Source organism: Lishizhenia sp. (genome assembly GCF_057456495.1).
This window is the reverse complement of record NZ_JBVCPV010000259.1, coordinates 1-3,308: the sequence shown is the minus strand read 5'-3', so window position 1 is coordinate 3,308 and position 3,308 is coordinate 1. Positions and strand designations below refer to the sequence as shown.

Genomic DNA, 3,308 nt, shown 5'->3' with positions numbered 1-3,308 from the left:
AGGGTCCACCTCTTCCCATTCCGAACAGAGAAGTTAAGACTACTAGCGCTGATGGTACTGCCCTTTTGAGGGTGGGAGAGTAAGTCGACGCCACTTTTTATAAAGCCTTGTTCCTATCGGAATGAGGCTTTTTTTTTGCCTAACTTTTTTTATCCAAACCTTACAAAAGAACTAAGACTTTATTAAGCTCATTAGTTGCTTCTGTTAGCGGTACCTCGACTCCGCTCGGCAACCTAAGAATAGGGTAATCTTAAACTAGATCGAAACTCTGTACCTATTAGCTTTACATATTCATACTCTTACAGTCATCTGTTATTAGAAGAGTAGCATTAAAGTAATGAATTACCTTTAAGTTATAAGAGAGTTCAGTTGTGTAAACCGTCAATTATTGTTGATCTATACAGTAAGAGACCCTATTGATATTGGATGTGTGACGGGAAAGCTTTCAATATTTTTGATTTTTAACATGTATACTTTTGGTTAGATTAGTTTCATTATTAACTATCTAGAGCATGATTCTTGCTGCTTTTGGTATGAATTATAAAATCTAATATATGAAGTTTACAAAATTATGTTTAGCATTGAGTTTATGCTTTATGGTGTTTGGGTTACAAGCACAAGAGGTTTCTTCTACTCCAGATAAGGTTGCGACCTTTGTTGGAGGCAATGAGGCAATGAAAACCTATTTAATTGAAAACCTGAAGTATCCAGATAGTGCTAAAACTGCCAATTTATATGGTAAGGTGTATGTTCGTTTTATTGTAGAAAAGGACGGTGCTATAAGTTCTGTTCAAGTCTTAAAAGGAGTGGATGAATTGTTGGATAGTGAGGCAATAAGAGCAATATCAGCTATGCCTAATTGGACGCCTGCGGAAACTGATGGAAAAAAGGTAAGGAGCTACGTTACCCTTCCCATTAACTTTGAACTGAGTGAATAACAGAAAAGCACCAAGTACTCTTGGTGCTTTTTCTTTGAATTTTATATTTAGAGCATACGTTTATGTCTGTAAAGTATTAGCCAATGGGATAATTAACCATTCTGTGAAGGAATTCTACCTTTGAAACTAGAATTTCATTGCCATTGTCATCGATAAACTTGGCGTCATTCAATAGAACATCAACGACATAGGTATCGTCACATTCGCTTTTTGGTCTGGCAATACGCATATTAATGTCGCCTTCAGTGGCAGTCCATACATTAGTTGCAATCAAATCAGCATCTAGTCCATCCGTACACAAATTTCCATGCATAGTACTTTTGTTGTAACTTGTAATTTGAGCGAGAATTTCAGGATGCTCTGTCAAAGAGAAATTTTGATATTCGTCGGTGAGGGCAAAGGCTTCAACGTCTACATGAATATGGATGATAGCGTTTTGTACACTGCCTTCATCGAAGGGTTCAAATACGCTAAAGTTACCGCATCCTTTGTAATTTACTCCTTCTGGATTTGTTGGTTCGCAATCAGGTTCTTTAATGCAAGCCGAGAAAATAAAAAGTAGCGATATAAATAATAAATATTTCATGCGGATCGGTTTTTAATACAAACGTAGGTTGTCGTTTTTAAGTTGGTTTTAAAAAGTTGTTTCCATGAAATACATATCGTATCCATCGGCCCAATAATTAGGGTGTTTACTGATCAAATTAAAACCTAGATTTTGATAAAAGGGGTATACGAGTTGAGAAGTACGGACAATACAACGTGGAAATAGTGTGAGTTCTTTAATTCTTTGTAAACGGTGTTTTACCAATTTTGTACCTATCCCTTGTCTTTGATGATTAGGGTGGATCAAGTCCCAAGAAAGTATGGCAGTCTTTTCTTTAGGTAGGTAATTAATTCCTCCAGCGCCTACAATTTTCTCACCTGCAAGAAATACATAATAATCTTCTCTTTCATTTTGAAGATATTGCTCCAAATCATGTTGTTCATCAGGATGAAAGTAAGTTGGGGTATTAAATTGGAATAGTTCAATTACGGCTTGAAAATCTTCAGTAGAAAATTCACGAATCATGTTTAAAATAAATGTGGGTTAAAACTAAGGTAGGTACTACTAAATTACGATTAAAGCCTAAATACTTACTGAATTAGACCACTTATTAAAGTTGGGATGTGTTTTGTCTTCCATGAAAATACGGGTTGTATGTACCCTTGGAAAACAAAACAATCCCCACTTCTTTATTAGGTTTAGTGTAACGAGGTTTTCAGTTTGAATAATCTAAAGCTAGAATTACTAAAACTGAAAAAAATAGCAGTAAGTAGAATTAATTTCTAATGACAAGTTACACTATATATACATATAAATTACAAGGGTATATCTCTTATTTGTAAAGGGGAATTACCTAAAAAAAATATATAATTATCGAAACGGTTATTGTGAAAAATGGGAGTTGAATTCCCTCAATTTATTCTGGAGCTAATAAGGAGTAACAAAGAGAATCAGAGAATTTTCCTTCGTAAAAATAATCTTGACGTAACTCTCCCTCTTTTTCGAATCCAAATTTATCCAATAGACGAATAGAAGCAGTGTTCCAAGCTGCAACTCTTGCTTGTATTCTTTTTAAATGCATGTATTCAAAGCCAATTTGTATGACGAGGGGGACAACCTGACTCATGATTCCTTTACGCTTGTATTTATCACTTTTGAGACTGTAGAAGAGTTCTGCATTTTTATGATCTTTGTTCCATATATGGTACCCCGTATGGCCTATAGTTTCACCTTGCTCATTTTGAACTACGCCTAGTGCGAGGGAGTAACGATAGGTCGTCATTCCTTCTTTATGCATTCGTTCTAATTTTTCGTATTCAGCCTGGGTGCTGTAGCCAAAAAAGTTTAATATATACTCCCTTTCATGCTTTTTAAACAAGTCGTGAATGTCGTCAGGGAAAAGCAAGAGTAGTTTGTAGGGTCCAGTAGTTTTTACAATCATAGCAAAAGGCTTTGACCTAAGATACGAAAAGCAAACGAAGTATTTTTGGTAATTTAACTAGAATTGTAGGCGTGCATTATACCCTTTAAAAAGGATTAATTCCAAGGTTGAATTGTAATTATTTGATATTTAAGCTTGTAGGTTTTTATGTGTACTTTGAAACATAAAATTGTAGGATGTTTAAGGCTGAAAAAAAAATGAAATAAAAAAAAGTCCAGCTCTTTCGAACTGGACTTTTAATCTATTTTTAAGTATTCCTACCAAATTTTACTGATCTTATCAGCTGAATTACGCATCGCATCTTCCTCTGTTACTTGGAAAGCTTCAAAGAATTCTGGACAATTCATCAATGGACCATTTACTCTATACATACCTGGAGAGT

Annotated in this window: 5 protein-coding genes and 1 rRNA gene; 2 read left to right on the top strand and 4 right to left on the bottom strand. The window is 34.9% G+C overall.

Annotated features, from left to right (window positions below; genetic code table 11):
• Positions 1-96, top strand: a 5S ribosomal RNA gene (rrf, locus tag AC22ZQ_RS13705); the annotation flags it as partial.
• A 458-nt stretch (positions 97-554) separates the two neighbouring features.
• Positions 555-938 (top strand): energy transducer TonB, encoded by a 384-nt coding sequence (locus tag AC22ZQ_RS13700; RefSeq protein ID WP_318959329.1) that lies wholly within the window; start codon positions 555-557, stop codon positions 936-938.
• Between the two features lie 76 nt (positions 939-1,014).
• Here the strand turns inward: AC22ZQ_RS13700 and AC22ZQ_RS13695 are convergent, their stop codons facing one another.
• From AC22ZQ_RS13695 to AC22ZQ_RS13680, 4 genes are all read right to left on the bottom strand, one after another.
• On the bottom strand, positions 1,015-1,524 hold the full coding sequence (locus tag AC22ZQ_RS13695; RefSeq protein WP_318959328.1) for a hypothetical protein: 510 nt from the start codon (positions 1,522-1,524) through the stop codon (positions 1,015-1,017).
• A gap of 48 nt (positions 1,525-1,572) precedes the next feature.
• Positions 1,573-2,010, bottom strand: coding sequence for a GNAT family N-acetyltransferase (locus AC22ZQ_RS13690; RefSeq protein ID WP_318959327.1), 438 nt, complete (start codon positions 2,008-2,010; stop codon positions 1,573-1,575).
• Positions 2,011-2,401: 391 nt separating this feature from the next.
• Positions 2,402-2,926, bottom strand: a complete 525-nt coding sequence (locus tag AC22ZQ_RS13685) for a GNAT family N-acetyltransferase (RefSeq protein ID WP_318959326.1) — start codon at positions 2,924-2,926, stop codon at positions 2,402-2,404.
• Positions 2,927-3,183: 257 nt separating this feature from the next.
• Complete coding sequence (locus AC22ZQ_RS13680; RefSeq protein WP_413468687.1) at positions 3,184-3,297, bottom strand: hypothetical protein; 114 nt, start codon at positions 3,295-3,297, stop codon at positions 3,184-3,186.
• Between the last annotated feature and the right edge of the window lie 11 nt (positions 3,298-3,308).

What these genes read in the sequence shown, in the direction of transcription:
- AC22ZQ_RS13700 (WP_318959329.1), top strand. Translation starts at nt 555, where the DNA reads ATGAAGTTTACAAAATTATGTTTAGCATTGAGTTTATGCTTTATGGTG.
- AC22ZQ_RS13695 (WP_318959328.1), bottom strand. Translation starts at nt 1,524, where the DNA reads ATGAAATATTTATTATTTATATCGCTACTTTTTATTTTCTCGGCTTGC.
- AC22ZQ_RS13690 (WP_318959327.1), bottom strand. Translation starts at nt 2,010, where the DNA reads ATGATTCGTGAATTTTCTACTGAAGATTTTCAAGCCGTAATTGAACTA.
- AC22ZQ_RS13685 (WP_318959326.1), bottom strand. Translation starts at nt 2,926, where the DNA reads ATGATTGTAAAAACTACTGGACCCTACAAACTACTCTTGCTTTTCCCT.
- AC22ZQ_RS13680 (WP_413468687.1), bottom strand. Translation starts at nt 3,297, where the DNA reads ATGTATAGAGTAAATGGTCCATTGATGAATTGTCCAGAATTCTTTGAA.